This window comes from Sphingobacterium sp. CZ-UAM, from assembly GCF_002000245.1.
Taxonomy (GTDB): Bacteria; Bacteroidota; Bacteroidia; order Sphingobacteriales; family Sphingobacteriaceae; genus Sphingobacterium.
In genome coordinates, this window is sequence record NZ_MTCM01000003.1 from 300032 (window position 1) to 322513 (window position 22482).

16 protein-coding genes and 1 pseudogene are annotated in these 22482 nt (G+C 41.3%); 8 read left to right on the top strand and 9 right to left on the bottom strand.

The features are described 5' to 3' along the window. Nucleotides 1-46 precede the first annotated feature (46 nt). On the bottom strand, nucleotides 47-2158 hold the full coding sequence (locus tag BWD42_RS15060) for a M3 family metallopeptidase (RefSeq protein ID WP_077437220.1): 2112 nt from the start codon (nucleotides 2156-2158) through the stop codon (nucleotides 47-49). Between the two features lie 168 nt (nucleotides 2159-2326). Here BWD42_RS15060 and BWD42_RS15065 point away from each other — a divergent pair, with 168 nt between their 5' ends. Next, a complete protein-coding gene (locus BWD42_RS15065) occupies nucleotides 2327-3403 on the top strand; it encodes a DUF4407 domain-containing protein (RefSeq protein ID WP_077437221.1) in 1077 nt (358 codons plus the stop codon). A 410-nt stretch (nucleotides 3404-3813) separates the two neighbouring features. On the opposite strand, the gene rmuC is transcribed toward BWD42_RS15065, so the two are convergent. Both rmuC and BWD42_RS15075 read right to left on the bottom strand, forming a co-directional pair. Then, entirely contained in the window at nucleotides 3814-5136 is a 1323-nt protein-coding gene (rmuC, locus tag BWD42_RS15070; protein ID WP_077437222.1) for a DNA recombination protein RmuC, read from the bottom strand. Between the two features lie 234 nt (nucleotides 5137-5370). Then, nucleotides 5371-6558, bottom strand: a complete 1188-nt coding sequence (locus BWD42_RS15075; protein ID WP_077437223.1) for a formimidoylglutamase — start codon at nucleotides 6556-6558, stop codon at nucleotides 5371-5373. Nucleotides 6559-6666: 108 nt separating this feature from the next. Between BWD42_RS15075 and BWD42_RS15080 the strand changes: the two genes are divergently transcribed. The 6 genes from BWD42_RS15080 to BWD42_RS15100 all read left to right on the top strand — a co-directional run bounded on the left by BWD42_RS15080 (nucleotide 6667) and on the right by BWD42_RS15100 (nucleotide 15021). Beyond that, nucleotides 6667-7638: an NAD-dependent epimerase/dehydratase family protein gene (locus tag BWD42_RS15080; RefSeq protein ID WP_077437224.1), complete on the top strand. Its 972-nt coding sequence runs from the start codon at nucleotides 6667-6669 to the stop codon at nucleotides 7636-7638. Between the two features lie 252 nt (nucleotides 7639-7890). Then, on the top strand, nucleotides 7891-9183 hold the full coding sequence (locus BWD42_RS15085) for an HAD-IB family phosphatase (RefSeq protein WP_077437225.1): 1293 nt from the start codon (nucleotides 7891-7893) through the stop codon (nucleotides 9181-9183). A gap of 173 nt (nucleotides 9184-9356) precedes the next feature. Further along, complete coding sequence (locus BWD42_RS15090) at nucleotides 9357-9941, top strand: hypothetical protein (RefSeq protein WP_077437226.1); 585 nt, start codon at nucleotides 9357-9359, stop codon at nucleotides 9939-9941. Nucleotides 9942-9943: 2 nt separating this feature from the next. Further along, nucleotides 9944-10075 (top strand): hypothetical protein, encoded by a 132-nt coding sequence (locus BWD42_RS25095; RefSeq protein WP_262507843.1) that lies wholly within the window; start codon nucleotides 9944-9946, stop codon nucleotides 10073-10075. 214 nt (nucleotides 10076-10289) lie between these two features. Next, nucleotides 10290-13628, top strand: coding sequence for a transcription-repair coupling factor (gene mfd / locus BWD42_RS15095; RefSeq protein WP_077437227.1), 3339 nt, complete (start codon nucleotides 10290-10292; stop codon nucleotides 13626-13628). A gap of 196 nt (nucleotides 13629-13824) precedes the next feature. Then, nucleotides 13825-15021, top strand: coding sequence for a trans-sulfuration enzyme family protein (locus tag BWD42_RS15100; RefSeq protein ID WP_077437378.1), 1197 nt, complete (start codon nucleotides 13825-13827; stop codon nucleotides 15019-15021). 132 nt (nucleotides 15022-15153) lie between these two features. Here BWD42_RS15100 and galK read toward each other — a convergent pair whose 3' ends face one another. The 5 genes from galK to BWD42_RS15125 form a co-directional block, all read right to left on the bottom strand. Further along, a complete protein-coding gene (gene galK, locus BWD42_RS15105) occupies nucleotides 15154-16305 on the bottom strand; it encodes a galactokinase (protein ID WP_077437228.1) in 1152 nt (383 codons plus the stop codon). Between the two features lie 2 nt (nucleotides 16306-16307). Beyond that, nucleotides 16308-17357, bottom strand: coding sequence for a UDP-glucose--hexose-1-phosphate uridylyltransferase (locus BWD42_RS15110; protein WP_077437229.1), 1050 nt, complete (start codon nucleotides 17355-17357; stop codon nucleotides 16308-16310). A gap of 203 nt (nucleotides 17358-17560) precedes the next feature. Beyond that, on the bottom strand, nucleotides 17561-18823 hold the full coding sequence (locus tag BWD42_RS15115) for a metallophosphoesterase (RefSeq protein ID WP_077437230.1): 1263 nt from the start codon (nucleotides 18821-18823) through the stop codon (nucleotides 17561-17563). A 12-nt stretch (nucleotides 18824-18835) separates the two neighbouring features. Beyond that, complete coding sequence (gene hemH, locus BWD42_RS15120; RefSeq protein WP_077437231.1) at nucleotides 18836-19870, bottom strand: ferrochelatase; 1035 nt, start codon at nucleotides 19868-19870, stop codon at nucleotides 18836-18838. Between the two features lie 80 nt (nucleotides 19871-19950). Beyond that, nucleotides 19951-20799 (bottom strand): 4-hydroxy-3-methylbut-2-enyl diphosphate reductase, encoded by an 849-nt coding sequence (locus BWD42_RS15125; RefSeq protein ID WP_077437232.1) that lies wholly within the window; start codon nucleotides 20797-20799, stop codon nucleotides 19951-19953. 300 nt (nucleotides 20800-21099) lie between these two features. Between BWD42_RS15125 and BWD42_RS15130 the strand changes: the two genes are divergently transcribed. Then, nucleotides 21100-21519: a nucleoside-diphosphate kinase gene (locus BWD42_RS15130; RefSeq protein WP_077437233.1), complete on the top strand. Its 420-nt coding sequence runs from the start codon at nucleotides 21100-21102 to the stop codon at nucleotides 21517-21519. A 536-nt stretch (nucleotides 21520-22055) separates the two neighbouring features. Here the strand turns inward: BWD42_RS15130 and BWD42_RS25255 are convergent. Next, nucleotides 22056-22394, bottom strand: a pseudogene (locus BWD42_RS25255) (SAM-dependent methyltransferase); the annotation flags it as partial. Nucleotides 22395-22482: the final 88 nt, after the last annotated feature.

Consider the following 22482-nt stretch of genomic DNA (forward strand, 5'->3'; position numbering starts at 1 on the left):
AAGGAGATATATTTTTATATATCTCCTTTTTTTGTTTTGTAGCGGATTAATTCAATCCTCTCTTTTTTAATAAATATTTCGGATCTGGGTCTGCACCTCTAAAGATACGGTACATTTTTGCCGGATCGTCTGTTCCTCCTTTTTCGAGGACATTCTTACGGAAGGAATCCGCTGTTGCTTTATCATACAAAGACTTTTCTTTGAATGCTGCAAAAGCATCTGAATCCAACACTTCGGACCAGATATAAGCATAGTAGCCAGCCGAATAACCTCCAGCAAAGATATGCTGAAAATAAGTGCTTCTATAGCGTGGGATAATTGCATTGATAATCCCTATTTTCTTCATGGCTGCTTTTTCGAAGCCATTGATATCTTTTGAAATTTCTTTGGTTGTTGCATGGTAATCCATGTCCAGTAATGCTGCCGAAAGGTATTCCACGGTTGCAAACCCTTGATCAAAAGTTCCTGCTTTTTCCATTTTTTGGATCAATGAATCTGGCATTGCCTCTTTGGTCTTAAAATGTTTTGCATAGGTCTTTAACACCTCTGGATCTGCGGCCCAGTTTTCCATGATCTGTGATGGCAATTCGACAAAGTCACGTGGCACGGAAGTACCAGCCATAGATCTGTATCTGACATTGGAAAGCAGTCCGTGTAAAGCATGTCCAAATTCGTGGAATAGTGTAGTTGCTTCATCAAATGTCAGCAATGCAGGGTTCTTACCAACAGGTTTTGTGAAATTACATACAATAGAGATTACCGGAGCAACGCGTTTGCCATCTTTTGTGGATTGATCGCGGTAAGATGTCATCCAAGCACCACCACGTTTGGATTCACGCGGAAAGAAATCTGCATATAAAAGTCCCAGATGTGAACCATCTTTGTCTTTCACTTCGTACACCTCTACCTCTTTATGATAAGTCGGTACATTATTTAGGGCGACAAATGTCAAACCATATAGTTTGTTTGCTACTGCAAAAGCGCCTTCGCGTACGGTCGGCAAGCTCAAATAAGGTTTGATCTCATCTTCGTCCAGTGCAAAGCGTTTTTTGCGGATAATCTCTGTATAATATCTCCAATCGTATGGGGCAACGGCGAAAGTACCACCTTCAGCTTTAATCTCATTTGCGATATCCGCTTCCTCGCCTTTGGCTTTTGCCAAAGCAGGTGTCCATAACTTATTCAATAAAGCATAGACATTTTCAGGTGTCTTAGCCATCGATTCCTCAAGGACATATGCGGCATGTGATTTATAGCCCAATAGTTTCGCCTTTTGAAGACGTAGATTAACAATTTTTTGAATGATTGCTTTATTATCATTCGTGTTATCATTGTTACCGCGCATTTGATAGGCTTCCCAGATCTGCTTTCTCAGATCACGGTTTTTGGCATATTGCAGGAAAGGCATGATCGAAGGATTCTGTAAGGTAAATACCCATTTATCCTTCTTCCCTTTGGCAACAGCTTCCTCAGCCGCTGCAGTTTTTAATGATTCAGGTAGACCTTCCAACTGGCTCGCGGAATCAACCACCAATTGGTACGCATTGGTCTCCGCCAATAAATTCTCTCCGATTTGTGTTGTCAATGTCGAAAGTTCAGCATTGATCTTTTTCATTTTTTCTTTATCCGCATCCTTTAGATTTGCTCCAGAACGGACAAAGCTCTTATAGGTCTCTTCGAGGAGTTTGTTGTCCTGGGCATCCAGACCGAGCGTATTACGGCTATTCCAAACTTCTTTGACTCTGTCAAATAACTTGGGGTTCATCGAAATTTCATCCGAATGGCTAGACAATATTGGGGCCAGGTCTTTTGCAATCGCCTGAATACTGTCATTGGTATTTGCGCTATTCAGATTATGAAATACAGTAGACACATTATTTAATAAGCTGCCAGCATTTTCAAGGGCTACTATCGTATTCTGGAAAGTCGCCTTATCGGAGTTATTGACGATAGAGTCAATCTCCAGATTATGTACTTTTATTGCCTCTTCAAAGGCGGGCCTGAAATGTTCGTTTTTGATCTTGTCAAATGGTGGAACATTAAAGGGTGTTTCATAGGCTAATAAAAGAGGATTATCTGTCATCATTTTTTTTTCCTCACAACCAACAATCGCAGTTGCCACTAGCATTAAAAATGGCAAAAGTTGTCTTTTCTTCATATCGTCTGATTATTCCTGATTTTTTTTCAAAGATAATAAAATTAGGCAAATACGGGAGCCCGGTTTCATTGCATAGCAAGCGAGCAAAAACCGTCATCCTATTGTAAAACAAAAACTTATTCGTAACCTTGTTAAAAATAATCTGTCAATTTGGGTAAAACTATTTAAATGAGCGCTATTAACCGTTTCTTTTGGAGATGTGCAGGTGTGCATCAAGAAACTCTTGAAAAGTATCCGGAGGAGCATAGTAAGTACACAGCCATAGGTGCTACTATTTTTTTTACGGGATTATTTGCCAGTCTTTCTGGCGGCTATGCCATGTATTTTGTGTTTAGCGGGGGGACACTGGACTGGCTGCTGGCCATCGTATTTGGCATTATTTGGGGCTTGGCGATTTTCAACATGGATCGCTATATCGTACTGAGTATCAATAAATCAAAAAGTGGCTGGATGCAACTCTTGCAGGCCCTGCCCCGTATTCTTTTGGCGATATTAATCGGTTTAGTTATTTCCAGGCCTTTGGAGCTGAAAATTTTCGACAAGGAAATCCGGGAGAATTTACGTGTACGTTACCTCGCTGACCAACGTGCAAAAATTGATACCCTGAACAGCACGTTCAACAAAAAATACAGCAATGAGGTCAATCAATTAAAGGCGACGAATGTGGAACGTGATTCGCTGGAATCTAGTATCAAGAGCGATCGCACTAAACTGAACTATGAAATATATGGTAATAAAACCACGGAAACCTCGGGCGTAATGGGCTATGGCCCTTATGCTAAAATGAAGGAAGAAGACCTCAAAAAGAAAGAAGCATATCTGGACACGCTACGTAATAAGATCGCAGCACAGCAAAACGCAATCCGTCAAAAGCAAAAATTTGAAGGAATACTGGATCAAAAGGTTCTGTCAAATGCCTCACTGGACAGCGCTGTCAACGTCGCAGGTTTTGCCGATCGCAATTCTGCACTGGGCAACCTACGCTACGATGCCAATGGAAAGGTCAATGAATCCAATGCGAATGCAGTATTCTTTATCGCGCTACTCTTTGTCTTTTTAGAATGTCTTCCCGTCATTGTCAAACTGTTGGCCGGACGTGATCCTTATGACAATGAAATCCAAAATCTAAGAACCTTACATGATTACGAATCAGATACCAATCTCGTTGCTGAAAAAGAGGCTGTTGATCGTTTAAAGGATACATATGTAGATGTGTCGATCAATAAACGCATGAAAGAACTGTAGGGAGATATTAGTATTGAGTAGTTAGTAGTGAGTATTGAGACTTTGGTCGGGTCAAGCCTTCGGCTGATGTCATATAGGTGAGTCTGCTTTATCTGTTAGTATTGAGATATGAGTATTTAGTAGTGAGACTTTAGTTAGTTCAAGCCTTCAGCTTACGGCCTTAGTTTGAGGATTGAAGAGCTAATCTGCAAGAAGCCTAGTGCTTTTATGATCAGCTCTTCAATGTTTTATTGTTATGCCTGCGGAACAGGAAGGTTTGACTACTCCGTCTCTCCTTTTCGAGGCAATCGCTTTAACTTAGGAATAAACGGACATTATGAACCACATTAAACAGGACAAACCACACTTTCATATCGTAAAATATATCACGTTACCGGAAAGTCGTCGTATTTATGAAGTCCTGGTTCTTATTATTCGTCTTCGTCCAGAAATTTAGCGTCGATCTGCTTATTTGCCTTTGCGCCCAACCGCTTCAACTTCTCCACTTTTCCGATAACATTGCCTGCCCCAGTCGACAGCTTTTTCGTCGCATCTTCATGACTTTTTAATGCCCGTTCCAACTGATTCTGAACCTGCTCCATATCCGTCAGGAAGCTCACAAATTTATCGTACAGACTCCCTGCTTCTTTGGCAATTTCAATCACATTGCGCGTCTGACGTTCTTGTTTCCATATACTGGCGATGGTACGCAATGTGGCTAACAGGGTCGAGGGGCTAACAATAACGACCTTGCGATCCCAAGCATCACTGAATAGATCTGGTTTTTCTGCGACGGACATACTCAATGCAGATTCAATCGGCATAAACAACAGGACAAATTCCGGCGATTCTATCCCATACAACTCATGGTAGTTTTTGGCGGAGAGTTCCTTCACGTGATTTTCGACGGACTGTACATGTTGCTTCGCGAAAATCGCACGGTCTTCATCCGTCTCCGCATTTACCCACCGCTCATAAGCGATCAAAGAGACCTTAGAATCCACGATAAGGTGTTTATCTTCGGGAAGATCAATAATCGCATCGGGCTGCATTCTCCGCCCTTCTGCATCCATCAGGGAAACCTGTAGCCTAAATTCACGGTCTTTCATCAACCCCGAACGTTCCAGCACTCTTTCCAAAATCACCTCTCCCCAATTACCCTGCTTTTTCGTATCTCCTTTTAATGCTTTGGTAAGGCTATTGGCTTCGTCTTTAATCTTGAGACTCTGTTCGACCAACTGTAGCACGACACCCCGCAGGGAATTTCGTTCAGCCGCTTCCTGATTATAATTTTTATCTACCTTCTCTTCAAATAGTTTGATTTTTTCCTTTAAAGGATCCAGGATCAGGCCGAGCGAACGATGGTTTGATTCGGTAAATTTCTGGGTTTTCTCTTCCAATATTTTATTGGCGATAACCTGAAATTCATTGTTAAACTGTCTTTTTATTTCGGCAATTTCATTTTTTTGCTCCTGAAATTTATCCAATTGGGCCTCATAGAAAGACCGTGTGCTTTCCAGCGAACGTTCGGCAACCAATACACTCTCACGCTCCTTGTCCAATTCGTTTTTGAGCATTAAACGTTCTTCCAGCAAACTTTGCTCTCGCTGTTGTGAACGTGCCAGTTCTATTTTCAAAGTTTCCACTTCTTTATTCTGGTTTACATCCAAGGTGGTAGCAGCATTTCTTTTCAACACTAAGATGATCAAAATGACCAGCAACAAGACAATTCCTGCGAAGAAAAATATTTCCATGATTTATATTTTATGCGAACAGCAGCCTCTTATCCCTTCTGACAGAATACTGCGATCAAATTTCATTAATGATAAGTTTGCCTACTTACAGCGGTATACAAATGGTCTTCTTGCGCGATCACACCGCTATTGATTGATGAATGGATGTCACGCTATTGGAGCATGCTTTCCTCACCCCCGGCATTAATTGGGACAGTGCATCAAGTCAGCTCCAAAATGCTGTTTTAAGCTTATTTACTGCAACTTCTGGTGCGTCTTCCACCATAGATCGGGCATCTCCCCAGAAACCGCGAGTTGATAATCTTCGTAGCGGCATGGCACAAGATAGTATCGTTCATTGACCGATTTTGAGCCAAAATAAGGTACTTGTATCCACCAGCGGTCAGACTTTTTACTTTTCACAAAAACCAATTCATGTTCTTCATTTTCAAGTGTGGTACGGTAGATGATATAAGACGATTTGGGGTATAAAGGTGTATCTTGCTTGCGATTATAATAACCGTCGATAAAACACCAGATCATCTGTGACACCAGCATCGCGGTCTGTTCCATGGGATCAAATGTTGGGTTCAATTCGTAGAAACCAATGGAAGTACATTTATCCGACATACCTGCATAGCGTGCAAGCTGACATGCTTCATCCCCGTACAAGCCATTTGGAATCGCATTGGCATTGCCCGGTGCCTCTGATGCGCGTATGGCACCGATATCGAAGCTGATCAAGTCAGCTGCCCGGATAAGAGGTTCAGACTGATCCATTTTACCTGCAATCATTCCCACGCGGGTTGCATTGAAAAACAATTTGTCGTACATATTGATGGACTCTTTGCTGACGAGATAGGTCTGATAAGCAATGGAATTCAGGTTAAACAAATAATCGGGCTGATGCAAGATAATGTGATTGACATAAGACCGGGAATTGAGGCTGACATTTTCAGCTTCTTCCTGATTGAGATCAAAACGGGAATCCACAATAGCCAATTCGATTTTCCTTTCCAAATTCTGGTAGCCTAGGTATTGCGCATAGGTCAGGTCCTGTCCGCCTCCGATAATAATCGGAAGGATATTGGCTTTTACCAATTCTTCTACCACCGACTTCAAGGCTACATAGGTATCCTGGATAGTATTCCCTGCTTTTATATTGCCCAGATCGACAATGTTCATCTTATAATCTCCTTGATACAAATTATAAAGGTGTTTGCGTACGGCATCCGGGGCTTTAGCTGTTCCATTATTATTGACCGATGCCCGATCCTCCTGCACACCGATAATAGCCAATTGAGGTTGTTCATTTTCCTCCCAGGTAGGAAAATCTGTTTCATAGGCCTGAATCACATTCCCTAGCTGGGAATTCAGGAAACCATGCTCAGGAGAGATACTTGCAATTGAAATCGGACTAAAGAATACGGACAATGACGACATAAGCTATAATTTGTTTAAAACATCTTGTTTTTTTGGGATGCCACTCTCACAAATATCCATTTATTAACTAACTTTTGAAAACATTATTTTTAACAGTATCTTTATCAGGTGATATTAATAACAGGAGGAACAGGTTTTTTAGGATCTACATTGATCAAACAACTGATCGATCAGGGAATTGACGTCATTGCGACCAAGAGAGCTCAATCGACTATTCCGCCCGCCCTGTTATCCTCATCATTGATTCAATGGATTGATGCGGACATCAACGATTATTTTGAGCTGGAAGACGCGCTAGAAGGCGTAACCAAGGTATATCACTGTGCAGCACTGGTTTCGTATCAGAAGAAAGATGCTAAATCACTCTTTAAAGTCAATGTGGAAGGAACAGCAAATATTGTCAACCTTTGCCTGGAGAAAAACATTCGCCTACTTCATGTTAGTTCGATCGCAGCATTGGGCAGCAACAAAGACAACTTACCCGTATCTGAAAAAGACCATTGGGAGCATAGCCCCAGCACCTCCAACTACTCGCTGTCTAAATATCAGGCTGAAATGGAGGTTTGGCGTGGTATTACGGAGGGGCTGGATGCCGTTATCGTAAACCCTTCGGTAATATTGGGAGCTGCAGCCAAAGACAAGGGATCTGGGGCCATATTCGCGATGATCAATAAGGGATTGAAGTTTTATCCGAAAGGGAGTGTCGGTATCGTTGATGTTGAAGATGTCGCGACAATTATGATCCAGTTAATGGAAAAAGGTGAAATTACCGCTGAACGCTATATTATCAATCACCTCAACATTCCCAATAAGGATCTGCTCAGTGTGGCCAGTGTCCTGATGAACAGGCCCGAACCTACGATTGAGGTCTCCGAGACACTTCTTCAGATCGCATCCACGGTTTCCAGCATGCTCGCTGTCTTCAAGAAATCAGAATCTTCGCTGACCAAAGAAACGGCAGCAGCATCGAGTGCCAAATTACAATACTCCAATGCAAAGGTACAATCACTCCTGAACCACAGTTACCGCCCATTGGAACAGACATTAAAAGAAATTGCAAATTTGTACAACAAACAGTAAAAACAATATAAAATATTAAACAACCGAACCCTGAACCCATCATGAGCTTACCAAACTACGATTAAAAATAAAGAAACCATCGGCAAGCCACAGCCGCTTGCAGAGGAATTGAATAGTTTGACCAGGATAGCTTCATCGCCATTAAAAACAAATAATTAAGATGAAACCATCATGAGTTAACAAAGTCAAAGTTCGATAGTAATAAGTACCCCTCATGATAGCTTCATCACCATTAAAAAACAAATAATTAAGATGAAAAACTATTACATCATTGATTTTGATAGTACATTTACCCAAGTAGAAGCGCTGGATGAGCTCGCCCGGATCTCTCTCGAAAATCATCCTGACCGCGAATCTATCTACAATGAAATTGAAAGATATACCAATCTTGCCATGGAGGGAAAACTCTCTTTCCGTGAAGCCTTGGCCGGTCGTGTAAAATTGCTGAATGCCAACAGAAGCCACTTGGATAAACTGGTATCTCATCTCAAGAAAAAAGTTTCAACTTCTTTCTCACGCAACCGCGAGTTTTTCAAAAAACATTCGGATACGGCATGGATTGTTTCCGGCGGGTTTAAGGAATTTATCACGCCCGTGGTGACACCTTATCATATCAAAACCGAAAATATCTATGCAAATACGTTTCGGTTCGATGAGGACGGCAATATTATCGGTTTTGATGAAGAAAATCCATTATCCAATGAAGGCGGCAAAGTACAGCTCTTAAAACAACTGAATATTGAGGGCCGACTTTTTGGTATCGGTGACGGTTATTCGGATTTCCAATTGAAAGAATCGGGTTTAATTGAAAAGTTCTTTGCCTTTACGGAGAACATCCAACGTAAAAGCGTCACTGAAAAAGCGGATTTCATCACACCAAGCTTTGATGAATTCTTATATGTAAATGATCTACCACGTGCGATCTCCTATCCTAAAAACCGTATCCTTTGCCTTATTGTCGGCGATGTTCCGGAGATTGCTGCACATATTCTGAAAAGAGATGGTTTCTCGATCCGTACGAAAGAGACTTTCGAAGAAAAATATGTAAAAGATGTGGGCATGCTTTTGCTAGGCGACAATATCGATATCACGGATGAACAGCTTCAACAGGCAGATAAATTAAAAACAATCGGTTATCTGGGCGACATCAAGGGGCATATCAATAAAGATATCTGCAATGCCAAGGGAATTGTTGTGTTTGACGATAAGAAGGGTAAAAAGAAAAATTCGGAATTTATTCCACGTCGCATGGCGGAATTTATCAACAATGGCGACACTTATCTCAGCCGTAATTTCCCGAATCTAGTATTACCAAAAGTAAAACAGGTGACAAGATTGCTGCATATCCATAAAAACGTACCGGGTATCATGGCGCAGATCAATAAGATCTATGCACAAAACAACATCAATATCGTTGCACAGTTTTTAATGACCCGCAATGATATTGGCTATGCTGTTACTGATATTCAGGGCGAATATGATAAAGATCTATTGAAGCAATTAAAGCAGATTGACAATACGATCAAATTCAGAATATTGTATTAACAATCAAGCAGCTGAGCTATAGTGCAGGATCAGGATGGTAACATCTGTCTACCTGTTTAGGTCGCTGATAAAATATAGATAAAGGAGCAAGGGTAACAGACTGTTCACTGAATAATCAGAGGTCTTTCATCTTTGCTCTTTCCTTAATAACAAGATAATTTTACGTAAACATTATGTCTCTACATCAAGATGCCGAGTTAAAGAAAGCTGTCCTTGAACTGCCGCAAAAAGAGAAAGACAAATTACTTGTCCGTCTGATCAGTAAGGACAAAATGCTGATGAAACAATTGCATTTTCAATTGTTGGAGAATGAATATGACCTGGAGGAACGTATTGATAAACTGCGTAAACAATTAGCTCAATTATTTGACCTCGGAACAAGTCAAATTGGCAATACACCGCATCACAGCAATTTTATTGGGCTGAGCAAGCTGGTCAAACAGGCAAGTGGCCTGGTGAACGAGCATGAGAAAGTGACCAAAGACAAAACCAGTGAAGCTGAATTCCGTTTTTATATCTTACAGCGGGTCATAGGCGACTATGAACGTTTATTTGATTCATCCTATCAATCGGCAGCCCATAAATTGCACAAATATATCACAGGCCGTATTAAACATGCGGTTGGTAAATATGATAAACTGCATGAAGACTTTCAGTTCGATTATCGGGAAGATTTTCAAAACACACTACATGCTTTTGGTAATACCACATTAAAAAGCTATATTAGTGAACAGCGAATTGAGCTTGACCTAAGTTAATCATGAGAAACAGCAAAAACCGTGTTAAAATTGGATCCTATCGTGTCACTGCCTATGAGCAGCATAAATTACTTTATCTAGCGATACTTTTGATCATATTGGCTTTCGCCTATACATTGCACTTAGCAAAATAGTTCATTGCGGAATCTCAATGGCTAGTATTCCGTGAGCGATAGTATAATTGGTCGGCTGCCACACTACTTCAGCCCACAATTCATAGGACATTCCCCTTTTGTTCTAACAGTAAAAATTCTTCCCTTGATCATTTTTTTACCAAAAAATTTAGCACAACATACCACATACTTAAGAGGATTTAATTAAATTCGCAATTATTCGAAATTTTTGCTCGTGGGAATTCAAGAAATACTAGAAAAATACAGCCAAAGCGAATCAGTCCAGTCGCTTACAAAGGGTATGCAATCCAAAAATCCAAAGATTCAACTCAAAGGTCTTATCGGTTCTTCGGATGCATTTATTGCCGTTTCCTCCTACAAATTGCAGGAGCGTCCAATGGTGTTTATTTTGCCAACACATGAAGATGCCTCCTACTTTTTAAGTGACCTGGAAAGCTTACTGGACAAGCAGGTGCTTTTTTTCCCCTCCTCTTACCGAAAAGCTTTTGATTTCACACAGACGGATTCGGCAAATGTACTGCAGCGAGCAGAAACTTTAAGTTCGCTCAATCATACCTCGGAATTACCAAAGATGGTGGTCACCTACCCGGAAGCAATTGCTGAAAAGGTCATCAATCGCTCTGATCTGGAGAAAAACACGCTGGAGATTACTGAAAATACGGCTTTAAGTATTGATTTTATCAATGAGTTTTTGATCGAATATGATTTCGAACGTGTAGATTTTGTCTATGAACCCGGACAATTTGCAATACGGGGTGGTATCGTAGATATTTTTTCTTTCTCGAACGACCTTCCCTACCGCATCGAATTCTTTGGCGATGACATTGAAAGCATTCGGACATTTGACATTGAATCTCAGCTCTCAGTCAATAAAATCCATAAGGTTACCATTGTTCCGAATGTGCAGGCCAAGTTTCTGACCTCGCAGCACATTTCCTTATTGGAATATATCGATCAGGGCGCTTCCATCTGGATCAAAGACGCCCAGTTCACGCTTGATATTGTCAAGGACGGATTGAAAAAAGCAAAACAGCTCTGGACGAGCTTGACAGACAAACAGAAAAAAGATAATCCAGACTGGCATGATCCTGAGCACGAGTTTACGGATGAGAAAAACCTTAATGCCTTATTTTTTGATTTCCCCGTTATTGAATTTGGAAAACAGTTTTTCTATAAAGGGGAACTCACGATCAAGTTTGACATTCATCCTCAACCTTCATTTAATAAAGACTTTAATCTGCTGATCCATAATTTCAAGGAAAATGAGAGTCATCGGATCCAGAATCTGATCTTTTCGGATTCAACAAAACAGGTTGAAAGGATCTATACCATATTAGAGGATATTGACAAAGCGGCTACTTTTATTCCTATCCACAAAGCACTACGCGAAGGCTTTAGGGATGACAGCTTGAAATTAGCCTGTTATACGGATCATCAGATATTTGACCGATACTACAAATACAAACGCAAAAAAGCTTACGAACGTTCGCAGGCGATTACGCTGAAAGATCTAAGGGATCTCAAACCTGGAGATTTCATCACCCATATTGATCATGGTGTGGGCAGGTATGGCGGTCTTGAAAAGGTGGATGTCAATGGCAAATCACAGGAGATGATCCGACTGATCTATGCAGACAATGATTTGCTGTATGTCAATATCAACTCGTTGAACCGGATTTCAAAATATTCCGGCAAAGAGGGTACGGTACCGAAGATGAACAAGCTCGGTACGGATACCTGGGATAAATTAAAGAAAACGACCAAGAAGAAGGTCAAGGACATCGCCCGTGACCTGATTATGCTCTATGCCAAACGGAAGGCTCAGCATGGGAATGCCTTCTCTCCGGACAGCTATTTGCAAAATGAACTAGAGGCTTCGTTTATCTATGAAGATACCCCGGATCAGGAAAAGGCTACCGCAGATGTAAAAAAAGATATGGAATCACCGCATCCAATGGACCGGTTGATCTGTGGTGATGTCGGATTTGGAAAGACAGAAGTTGCCATCCGGGCAGCCTTTAAAGCCGTAGCAGATAGCAAACAGGTCGCTGTATTGGTTCCTACAACCATCTTGGCATTGCAGCATCATCGGACATTTACAGAGCGTCTAAAAGGACTACCCTGCAATATCGACTACATCAACCGTTTTAAAACGACCAAACAGATCAAAGAAACTTTGGCGCGTCTTGCGGAAGGAAAAATAGATATCATCATCGGCACACATCGCTTGGTCAGCAAGGATGTCAAATTCAAGGATCTGGGTTTGATGATTATTGATGAAGAGCAGAAGTTTGGTGTAGCGGTGAAGGAAAAACTGAAAGTGATGCGCGCCAATGTGGACTCGCTGACCTTAACAGCGACCCCTATCCCAAGGACCTTGCATTTCTCCCTGATGGGAGCGCGGGATCTAAGTATCATCTCTACCCCACCTCCCAATCGTCAACCAGTACAGACCGAGCTTCACGTATTTAATGAATCATTGATCGGTGAAGCGGTCAGTTATGAACTCGATCGGGGTGGACAGGTTTTCTTTATCCACAACCGTGTGGCCGACCTTCCCCAGCTGGGGAATTTAATCCGCAAGCTGGTACCCGGAGCACGTGTCGGTGTTGCCCACGGTCAGCTTGAAGGAGATGAACTGGAAGATGTGATGCTTAAATTCATCAACCATGATTTTGACGTATTGATCGCAACAACGATTATTGAAGCAGGCCTGGATATCCCGAATGCCAATACCATTATCATTAACCATGCGCACATGTTTGGCCTCAGTGATCTTCACCAAATGCGGGGCCGTGTAGGTCGTTCGAACAAGAAAGCCTTCTGTTATTTATTGAGCCCGCCATTATCGACATTGACGCCGGAAGCATACAAACGGCTTTCGGCGATAGAGGAATTCTCAGAGCTGGGCTCAGGCTTTAATGTCGCCATGCGGGATTTGGATATCCGGGGGTCAGGAAATTTGCTGGGTGGTGAGCAGTCCGGCTTTATTGCTGAAATAGGATTTGAAATGTACCACAAGATCTTGGATGAAGCCATTCAGGAGCTGAAAGACGATGAGTTCTCGGAGGTATTTGCAGATGAAAAAGAACGCAAATATGTTTCCTTTACACAAATAGATACCGATCTTGAGGTATTAATCCCGGATGAATATGTAACAAATATAACGGAACGTTATAATCTATATACGGAGCTTTCCAAACTCGAGAACGAACAGCAGCTGGCGGCATTTGAAAAAGAACTCGAAGACCGCTTTGGCCCGATCCCGCACGAAGTATTCGAGCTATTCAATACCTTACGCCTGCAATGGTTTGGAAAAACAATTGGCTTCGAAAAGATATCCTATAAAAAGAATACACTAAAAGGGTATTTTGTGAATAACCCAAAATCGAGCTATTTTGAATCGGATCAATTCGGCAGGGTGCTGTCTTTTGTACAGTCCTACCCTGAAATCAGCAATCTCAAAGAGGTAAAAGGGCAACTTCGTCTTGCGCTAAGTAATGTAAATACAATAAGTTATGCCCTGAATCTGCTTAAACAGATGTTATCTTAAGTATGCTAGGCCGTCCTTTACAAATAAAATCTACTTATTGTGTAGATTTTATTTATATTTGATACACAAGAAAACCTTCCTATAGCAATTTACGCCAAGTACGGTGAGAGGATATCGAAGGTTTTGATGGCTATCATGAACAGACATATGGGATGTGTCTGTTGAAGCTAAAAGGACACTTATCAATAAAATTAGCATGGCATCCAATACCGAAACGATACTCGTCCATGAAGGACAACACTTCAATTCAACCGCTGCTGTAACGGCTCCTATCTTTCAGACATCAACTTATATTGCGGACAGTGATCCCGCGGAATACATCAAGGCAGCGACCGAACCCAAACATCCATACTTTTATCATCGGCATGGTAATCCAACAAACAGCCAGGTCGCGGCCGTAGTGGCTAAACTGGAGAAAACAGAAGATGCAATCGTATTTGCGACAGGCATGGCTGCGATCAGTACCGCCATATTAGCAATTGTGAAATCAGGTGACCATATCGTTGCACAGCTTGCCCATTATTCAGGAACAGCTATATTTTTTAAAGAATTTCTGACCGACTATGGCATCGCCGTCACTGCCGTAGATCAAACAGATACCCCAGCCTTTGCCGATGCTATTCAGGAAAACACCAAACTCATCTATATTGAAACTCCTTCCAATCCGAATTTAAATATTACGGATCTAAAGGCCGTTGGTGAAATAGCCAAACAACATAATATTTTGAGTATGGTTGACAATACCTTTGCCTCCCCTATAAACCAGACACCGCGGGACTTCGGGATTGATATCGTTGTCCATAGTGCTACGAAATATCTGGGTGGGCATAGCGATCTAACGGCTGGCATTGTCTGTGGAAGCCATGACTATATTGCAAAAGTCTGGAAACGAAGTGTTGCGCTAGGGGCGTCTCTGGCACCATTGGATTCTTGGCTGCTCCTCCGCGGATTGAAAACGCTAAATCTACGCGTCAAACAAATTAATTCAAATGCATTAGAACTCGCCAGCTTCCTCGATCGGCATCCTAAGATTAAGAACGTGAGTTATCCGGGGCTTCCAAGCCACCCTCAACATGAACTTGCAGCCCGCCAGATGCGTGGCTTTTCGGGTATGATCTGCATTGAAGTTGATGGTACTAACGAAGAGCAGGCCTTTAGAAATGCACAGGCTTTGATTAACAATCTCGAAATATTTATCAATGCAGCTAGTTTAGGCGGTGTTGAATCGCTCATTGTGCATCCAGCCAGCATGTGGGGCGGCCATCACACACAAGCGCAAAAGGAAGCTTCTGGAATCACCCTGGGCATGTTACGTATCTCTGTTGGTATTGAAAATATTGCAGATTTAATTGACGACTTAGAGCAGGCGTTGGGGAAAATTGATACTAAATAAAACAATACCCGCTGAAGTTCAACGGGTATTTATTACTAGTTCATAAAAGAAACTTTTATTCGCTCATCCGTATGAAAATATATTAAGGCTATATTAACAACTGAAAACGAGCACTTTCTAATAAAAAAAGGATTACAAAATCCTTGTACCATTCGCAATTTCTACCTGGATGACCGAAAGTTCCTTATCAAATTTTTGTTGATATTCTTTCTCCAAGGCCGGCAAAATTGATGTAACGGCACCCTCTTTAACAATATTGATTGTGCAGCCACCAAAGCCGCCGCCCATCATTCGGGCACCAATGACTTCAGGGAATTGTTTGACATAATCAACCAGATAATCCAATTCAGGACAACTCACCTCATATACTTGGCTTAAGCCCTCATGACTCTGGAAAATATATTGCCCCAACTGTGCAATATCGCCCGAACGTAATGCTTCACAAGACTTCTCTACCCGTTCATTTTCACGGACAACAAAACTTGCTTTGGCATAGATATCTGCATCTTTATCTTTAACCAGTTCATCCAGCATGTCTACTGTAACATCTCTCAGGTTTTTAACCTGAGGATATTGCGCTCTTACCCATGATGATGCCTGCTCACATTGCTCTCTACGTGTGTTGTAAGCCGTTGAAGCAAGGGAGTGTTTCACGTTTGTATTCAATAGGACCACTTCATAACCTTTAAGGTCAAGTGGCACGTATTCAAATCCCAAGGAGCGACAATCCAGCTTAATAACATTTTTCTCTTTACCAAAGGCCGACGCAAATTGATCCATAATACCACACATCACACCGGCATAGGTATGCTCGGCTTTTTGTGCAATTTGCGGGATATCAATCTGTTCTACTTTTAATTCAAACAGTTCACTAAGGGCCAAAGTAACAGCACATTCTACTGCTGCTGAAGAAGATAAGCCGGCACCCAATGGTACATCACCATCAATATAAAGGTTAAACCCACCCAACACGGCACCTCTCTTTTGGTATTGATCCACTACACCGAGGATATAATTCGGCCAATGCTTTTCTGAAATAGCGATTTCACTTAATTTGACCTCATGTCTTTCTTGATAATCTTCGGCATACAACACAATATTATCATCTGCACGTCTGCTGACAGCGACATAGATCGCCTTGTCAATAGCGGCTGGCAAGACAAACCCATCATTGTAATCGGTATGTTCACCGATAATATTAATCCGTCCAGGAGAGGAAACCACAAGGGGTTCTTCCTGATATAAGCTTTTAAATTTATTTACTATAGTTTCTTTTGCGATCATTCTTACTTCGATTTATAATGTATAGTAGCACAATTCCGCAATTGTTCGGCGGCTATTTCCGGTGTGATATCCCGTTGCGGGTTAGCGAGCATCTCATAGCCAACCATAAACTTTTTGACGGTTGCCGAGCGTAACAAGGGAGGATAGAAATGCATATGCCAATGCCATTCCGGATGGTCCCCATCATTCACTGGCGCTTGGTGCATTCCAGCAGAATATGGAAAGGATGTTTTGAAAAGATTATCGTACCGTGTGGTCAGTAACTTAAGAATCGCAGCTAAGTCTTGCTTTTCTTTTTCGTCAAATGTAACAATATTCTGTACAGGCCGTTTGCTTACGATCATTGTTTCGTAAGGCCAAGCTGCCCAAAAAGGCACCAAAGAAACAAAAGAATCGTTCTCATCGATAATACGCTCTTCTTTTCGTAGTTCAGCTTGGATATAATCGGCCAATAGGGTACGCTGATACTTGTCGAAATACTTTTTCTGCTGAACACATTCTTTCTGAATTTCTACCGGTAAATGATTTTGTGACCAGATCTGCCCATGTGGATGTGGATTGCTACAGCCCATGATAGCCCCCTTATTTTCAAAAATCTGGATATAACGGATCCATTCCACCTTGGAAAGTTCCTCAAATTCCTTTTGCCAGAGATCAACTACAGCCTTTATAGCGGATTGTTCCATTTCAGGCAAGGTGAGGTCATGGCGTGGTGTAAATGCAATAACTTTACAGATTCCTTTTTCAGTCTCTGCAATAAACAATTCGTCCTCATTAAATTCCTGTTGGCTGGTATCTTTCAATAGGGCCGAAAAATCGTTGACGAAAACAAAGCTTTCTTTATAATCTGGATTGATATCCCCATCTGCCCGTTTATTGGTTGGGCACAAATAGCATTTGGGATCATAAGCCGGTCTATCATCACCAGGCAGATCTTCTACCTGTCCTTGCCATGGCCGCTTGCTGCGATGTGGAGACACAAGTACTTTTTCCCCGGTAAGAATATTAACGCGTGTGTGAGGAGAGTCCCCAAAGTTTAAAGTTGATTGCATGTTATGTATAACTGGTGTACAGAATACACAATATTAGCTTTTTTAAGTAAAAAGTTAAAATTAAAAAGTAAAATTATCTAAAGATGAGTCCTTTAAAGCTATGCTAAAAAATATCGGAATCACTGACATCTCCCGTGACAGCTAGTCATCTCCCAAATTAAGTAAGCCAAAGATCGGAACGACCAAAGTCTCCATACAGGAGGCTAAGCCTTAAATTTTGGATCTTGTCCTTTGATCAACTCGAAGATAGTAATTTCAGGCAGGATACCTACACGACCGGGATATCCTAAGAATCCATAACCGACATTGACATATAAACGCTTGTTTTCTTGTGCACGGTAGAGTCCCGCCCATTCTTTATAAATATATTGTACCGGGCTCCATTGCAACATTTCAGCGCGTACACCGAACTGCATACCATGGGTATGTCCCGCAAACATCACGTCGACATCGGTATCCAATACCTGAGCGCGCCAATGGGATGGATCGTGTGATAATAGTAATTTAACGGACTGTTCCTCGGTTCCCGCCAAAGCCTTTTTGATATCGCCATGTTTTGGAAAACGACCTGTACCCCAGTTCTGCACCCCTACGATACAGAGCTCTTCACCATCAACTTTAATCTTGCGGTTTTCGTCCATTAACAGATCCCAGCCCATCACTTTATGGACATCAATCACATCCTTTAAATTTTTTCGCTTCTCGGGAGAATCTTCTTTTCCATAATAGTAATCCCCATAATCATGGTTCCCCAATGTTGAGAATACACCTAAATCCGATTTCACCCGTGCAAAAATATCTTGGTATTCGCGCATTTCAGAAGCTTGAGAATTCACAATATCTCCCGTAAAGAACGTTACATCAGCCTTTTCTTTCAGCAGCATATCTATTCCACCCATTACAGCGGTCTTGTTATAGAAGGATCCTGAATGCACATCTGATATCTGTGCGATGGTCATGCCGTGGAAAGCTTTCGGAAGATTAGGTAAATATAAAGGTACGCGTCTCACGCGGTAATCGTATGCGCCAGAAATAATACCCCAGCTTAATGGAATCAACGGTGAGGCCCCAATTAAAATACCTGCTTTGGTCAAAAATTCGGATCTGCTGATGCCTTTTACCGGATTCTCAGGTAATGGTTCTTCAGCATCCTCAACAGACTCTTTCTTGCTGAACAGCCGTTTTACCCAGACTCCACCGCGACGGATATCATCTAGCAATAAGATCAAAAAGAAGAATATCTTTGAAGCTGCTGTCAGAAAGAACCCAACCAAAATAACAGACCGTACAATCAATGGAATGTTATATTTGGCGGATATAAAAACACCTAATAATAATAGGGCCGAATACGACCACCATAATACGGTGAATATCTTTGTTTTGGGAAATTTAATCTTCGTAGCACGAAGGGCAAAAAAGATATAAAAATCTAGTATGAGTAAAACACAAGCATTTACTAACAACATCATTAATTCGTTTTAATTTTTGGCATTGAGTGCCAATTGCTTCAGAGATGCAATCCATTTGGGATCGTCATTGAGACTTTCGACCAAACAGACTTCTTCTCCACCTAAATCCTTGAATTCATTAGCATATTCCACGCCAATTTCATCAATCGTCTCTATACAGTCAGCTACAAATGCCGGACTGAAGACCAATAATTTTTTATAGCCTTTACTAGCGAGGTCATGCAACAGATCGGACGTATAGGGTTGAATCCACGGTTCTTTGCCCAATCGAGACTGGAAGCACAGGGAGTATTGTTCCTTTCGCAAGCCTAGTTTTTCAACAATGGTCCGCGTCGTGGCATAACACTGAGAAACATAACAATATGCGTTGACATTTGTTTTGCAGGAATCACAACCGGACTCAGGGCATTTCAGTTTGCCAGTTGGATCCACTTTACCCAGCTGTCTAACGGGAAGGCCATGGTAGCTAAACACAAAGTGGTCAAAATGTGAAAGGTCATGTTTTCGGGCATGATCTGCAAAGGTCTCAGCCATTAAATCATCTGTGCAAAAATTGCTTACAAAACTGATCTCAGGCAGATAATTCCATTTGCGGATCAGCTCCATCACACGGTCTATTACCGAGCCCGATGTGGCTGACGCGTATTGCGGGAACAATGGGATAACACGAATAGATTCGAGCAGCATTCCCTCCATCTTGCGCAGAGCCGACTCAATGGATGGATTCTGGTAACGCATGGCCAGTTCGACATGGTACTCCTCACCCAACGACTCCTGCAACAAATCACGCTGCAGTATACTATAATGCATCAAGGGTGATCCAGTTTCTTTATCCCAGATTGTTTCGTAAATTTTTGCTGATTTTGGTGCACGGGTACGAGCAATAATTCCTTTAACCAATAATGTCCGTTGGAAATAAGGAATATCGATGACGCGGGGATCCATTAAGAATTCGGTCAAATATTTTTTTACGTCTGGAGTAGTTGGACTATCGGGTGTACCTAACTGTACTAAAAGAATACCTTTTTTGGCTTTATTGCTCATAGCCTACAAAAATAAACAAAAAAGCATGTATCGCAGATTTACTTGCAATAATATGAAATATCTGTGACGGGTAAAATTGTCTAGAACGCTTCCAGAGCTGATTTTACATCTTTCATCAGCCACATAGGTGTTGAGGTCGCTCCACATATACCAATACGGTCACCGGTTCTAAAGACTGAAGCATCCAGTTCGGCAGGGTCGGAAATAAAGTAACTTTCAGGATTGGCCTTTTGGCAAACTTCAAATAGCACCTTTCCGTTGGAAGACTTCTTACCGGACACAAAAACTATTTTGTCATATTGTCTGGCAAAGGCACCAAGATCCTCATATCTATTAGATACCTGTCTACAGATGGTATCATTCGCTTTAACCTCATACCCTCTCCTGATCAGCTCCTCTTTGATGGCATAGAATTTATCCACACTTTTAGTTGTCTGACTATAGAGCGTAAATGAAGCTGGCAAATCGGCATCGTCCAGCTCAGCTATATCCTGAAATACAAGCGCTTCGTTATTTGTCTGTCCCTGTAGACCGATGACCTCCGCATGGCCATGCTTTCCAAAGATCAGGATCTTTTCCTCTTGATCAAAAGAGGTTTTGATCCGGTTCTGCAATTTGAGGACAACCGGACAAGAAGCATCAATTAGGGTAATATTGTTTTCTAATGCGATACGATAGGTTTCCGGAGCTTCGCCATGTGCGCGGATGAGCACCTTCTCGTTTTGTAGTGTAGGCAATGCAGCATGATCGATAATACGCAATCCTTTGGCTTTCAACCGCGCGACTTCTTCATCATTGTGTACGATATCACCAAGACAATAGAGGTAACCGTCCTCTTCCAAAATCTCCTCCGCCATATCGATGGCGTATACCACTCCAAAGCAAAAGCCGGAATCCTTATCGATGTCTACTGTTAGATTTAATGCCATAACATTACAAAGTTACATATTCGTATCGAATATATTTATTGAATAGATTTGTTTACAGTTGATTTTTTATTTTGGTTCATTATCAACTACCAATGAACATATTACATTTTTTAAGACAAAAAGATGCCCAATGGGTGAAGAGGACTGAAACTGTTGGTGCATCACAACCAAACTAGCCCTTTTTTTATGACCATCTGCACATTAAATTAACACACTAAGACGAATAAATTGTTCCTATATAAGTCTAATTATATTGCATATAAAAAGCAATTTATCTAAGTTTGCAAAAAAATTAAAATAATGGCAACTAACAGAACTTTTACGATGATTAAACCTGACGCAGTAGCGAATGGTCACATCGGTGCAATCTTAAACGATATTATTGCTGGTGGTTTCAAAATCATCGCGATGAAATACATTCAATTATCAAAAGAAACTGCTGGCGCATTTTATGCAGTGCACAAAGAACGTCCTTTCTACGGTGAATTGGTAGAATTCATGACTTCAGGTCCTATCGTTGCTGCAATCTTAGAAAAAGACAACGCAGTTGAAGATTTCCGCACATTAATCGGCGCTACTAATCCAGCTGATGCAGCGGAAGGTACTATCCGTAATAAATATGCTAAATCTATCGATGCTAACGCTATCCACGGATCTGATTCTGATGAAAATGCGGCTATCGAAGGTAACTTCTTCTTCTCTCAATTTGAAAGATTTTAGTCATTAGCAATGCTATAAAAAAAGCCTTGTACAGTGTACAAGGCTTTTTTTATATAGCACAACATGGACTGCTGGCAATTTAGTAACCGATCGATTTGCTATCGCCACATAAATCCCCCAATCCTAAAAAAACGGAGGAATTTATTGATCGCAGTTAGCGCCGGTTTCTTAATCTTCCACTTTAATCCACTTATGCCTGTTGGCGGAGCATCAAAATCCTGTACTGTAGCATTACCCGTTCTCATGTGTGTTGGCGGCTGCATTTTTCGTTTCTCAACCACCAATATGCTATCATAGTAATGCAAGGAGTTGACCGAGCGTGTAAATTCATTAACTTTTAGTCCACGTTGCTCAGAATGATGGGCGTTGATGTAATCGATAAAATTCTTACTGTATTCGATAAAAGTGCCATTCCGCTTATGCCCACCACCATAAAAAACTTGGTAAGAAGTATGCAGGTCTTCACATAAATAGACTCCATCTTCTTTTACATGTCCAAATAACTCTTCAAATGTAATAATCTGTTGCAACATGGTATGTCCGCCATCATCTATCAGGATATCTATTGGCGGGATTGACTCTTTCACTTTACGAAGGAATTTTCGGTCTGACTGAGATCCGATAAATATTTCGACGTTCTCCTCTTCCAGTTCCTTACAATTGGGATTGATATCTACCCCATAGATTTTTGCTTTGTCGCCAAAATATTTCTTCCACATCTGTAAGCTTCCACCCTGAAAGACCCCTATTTCCAATACAACGATCTCTTTATCTTTAAATCGACGAAAATGACGATCATATACGTCGAAATAATGCATCCATTTGTTGATCAGCTTCGCATTGTTATTCCGGAAATATTCCTCTAATTCGTTCATATGAGACACGCTATAAATGGTTTAGACAATTTGTATTTTTGAAGCTAAACAAATATAATCGAAAAGACAAGTTTTTTTAGAGGAAAAC

Bases quoted from the DNA above. Each gene is read 5' to 3' on its own strand.
- BWD42_RS15060 (WP_077437220.1), bottom strand. From the start codon at position 2,158: ATGAAGAAAAGACAACTTTTGCCATTTTTAATGCTAGTGGCAACTGCG.
- BWD42_RS15065 (WP_077437221.1), top strand. From the start codon at position 2,327: ATGAGCGCTATTAACCGTTTCTTTTGGAGATGTGCAGGTGTGCATCAA.
- rmuC (WP_077437222.1), bottom strand. From the start codon at position 5,136: ATGGAAATATTTTTCTTCGCAGGAATTGTCTTGTTGCTGGTCATTTTG.
- BWD42_RS15075 (WP_077437223.1), bottom strand. From the start codon at position 6,558: ATGTCGTCATTGTCCGTATTCTTTAGTCCGATTTCAATTGCAAGTATC.
- BWD42_RS15085 (WP_077437225.1), top strand. From the start codon at position 7,891: ATGAAAAACTATTACATCATTGATTTTGATAGTACATTTACCCAAGTA.
- BWD42_RS15090 (WP_077437226.1), top strand. From the start codon at position 9,357: ATGTCTCTACATCAAGATGCCGAGTTAAAGAAAGCTGTCCTTGAACTG.
- BWD42_RS25095 (WP_262507843.1), top strand. From the start codon at position 9,944: ATGAGAAACAGCAAAAACCGTGTTAAAATTGGATCCTATCGTGTCACT.
- BWD42_RS15100 (WP_077437378.1), top strand. From the start codon at position 13,825: ATGGCATCCAATACCGAAACGATACTCGTCCATGAAGGACAACACTTC.
- galK (WP_077437228.1), bottom strand. From the start codon at position 16,305: ATGATCGCAAAAGAAACTATAGTAAATAAATTTAAAAGCTTATATCAG.
- BWD42_RS15110 (WP_077437229.1), bottom strand. From the start codon at position 17,357: ATGCAATCAACTTTAAACTTTGGGGACTCTCCTCACACACGCGTTAAT.
- BWD42_RS15115 (WP_077437230.1), bottom strand. From the start codon at position 18,823: ATGTTGTTAGTAAATGCTTGTGTTTTACTCATACTAGATTTTTATATC.
- hemH (WP_077437231.1), bottom strand. From the start codon at position 19,870: ATGAGCAATAAAGCCAAAAAAGGTATTCTTTTAGTACAGTTAGGTACA.
- BWD42_RS15125 (WP_077437232.1), bottom strand. From the start codon at position 20,799: ATGGCATTAAATCTAACAGTAGACATCGATAAGGATTCCGGCTTTTGC.
- BWD42_RS15130 (WP_077437233.1), top strand. From the start codon at position 21,100: ATGGCAACTAACAGAACTTTTACGATGATTAAACCTGACGCAGTAGCG.